The organism is Bacillus sp. Nf3 (genome assembly GCF_003028545.1).
In the GTDB taxonomy this organism is placed as follows: Bacteria; Bacillota; Bacilli; order Bacillales; family Bacillaceae; genus Bacillus; species Bacillus safensis.
Genome location: NZ_PYUA01000083.1, coordinates 1 through 553, shown reverse-complemented (window position 1 = coordinate 553; position 553 = coordinate 1). Strand labels below are relative to the sequence as shown.

Below are 553 nucleotides of genomic sequence, written 5' to 3'. Positions count from 1 at the left end.
AGGATCAGCACGCGCTTGCGCATGCGGCGCAGCAGCGGCAGATCGTGGCTGACCACCAGCACGCTGGTGCCGCGTGAGGGCAGTTCGGCGAACAGCGCCATGATTTCCGCCGCCAGGGTCGGGTCGAGGTTGCCGGTCGGCTCGTCGGCCACCAGCAGCTTGGGTTCGCCGACGATGGCGCGGGCGATGCCAACGCGCTGCTGCTCGCCCGCGGACAGCTGCGAAGGCAGCGCCTTCTCGCGGTGGCCCAGGCCCATGCGCTCGAGCACCGAGCGCACGCGCTTGCTGATATCGCCGCGACGGGTGCCGCGCAGGATCAGCGGCAGCGCCACATTCTCGGCAATCGAACGGTCCATCAGCAGGCGGTGGTCCTGGTAGACCGCACCGACCGCGCGCCGATGGCGCGGGACGTCGCCACCGCGCACCTTCAGCAGGTTGCGCTCGTCGAACACCACCGCGCCGCGGCTGGGCCGTTCGTCGAGGTGGATCAACTTGAGCAGGGTGCTTTTGCCCGCACCGGAATGGCCGGTGACGAACAGCATCTCGCCCGGCG

The 553-nt window shown here is 70.0% G+C and carries 1 protein-coding gene; it reads right to left on the bottom strand.

From position 1 onward, the window contains the following. On the bottom strand, window positions 1-553 hold a 553-nt coding region (locus tag C9414_RS20960), incomplete at both ends, for a cell division ATP-binding protein FtsE (protein ID WP_107164305.1).